Annotated in this window: 1 pseudogene; it reads left to right on the top strand. The window is 77.4% G+C overall.

From position 1 onward, the window contains the following. Positions 1-235 precede the first annotated feature (235 nt). Positions 236-664: pseudogene (locus tag RKE29_RS30275) on the top strand (hypothetical protein); the annotation flags it as partial.

The raw sequence follows: 664 nt of genomic DNA, 5'->3' as shown, positions 1-664 counted from the left end.
GTACGGCCCGCGCGAGCCGCACCGGTCGGCTCGCGCGAGCCGCCTACCGTCCCGCGCGGCGGCAGGCGGCCCGGCCGAACCGGATGCCGGGACCGGCTGGCCGCGACTGTTCGACCGGGACTGTTTGACCGGGTCCGCCAGGCCGGACGGGCCGCCCTCGATGATCATGGCTTGACGGGCCGCGGACAGTTCGGGGCGGTCAAGGCAGTGTCTTCCGCGCGGGTCACTCGGTTAGATGAGTGTGGAGACGAGAACAGCCCGCACGCCCTCCAGGGAACGCTCCTCGGGTTTCGAGGACGAGCCGCAGCTGACCATGGCCAAGGTGCCGTCCGACCCGGCGCAGGTCGTCGTCAATCACGCGAGTTTCCGGGTGCGGCTCGCCAGACCGGTCACCAGCCCCCTGCTGGCCGAGACCGCGCGCCTGGCCGCCGTACCGTCCCCGGCCCCCGCGCACGTACCGGCGCAGGCGCCGCAGCACCGGGTCCCCGCGGCGTGGAGCGGCCGCCCCGGGCCCGCGGACGACCCGGGGGCGACCCGGGTGCTCCGGCCGGTGCCGGGCCCGGACGCCGGTACCCCCGGCCGCGCCCAGGACGCGGGCGCCACCCGCGTGCTGCCGCGCGTGACCGTGGACGGCGGCCCGCCGACCGTCGTCGCCCCGCGCGGG

The organism is Streptomyces sp. B1866 (genome assembly GCF_031932565.1).
Lineage (GTDB): Bacteria > Actinomycetota > Actinomycetes > Streptomycetales > Streptomycetaceae > Streptomyces.
This window is presented reverse-complemented; position numbering and strand designations above follow the sequence as displayed.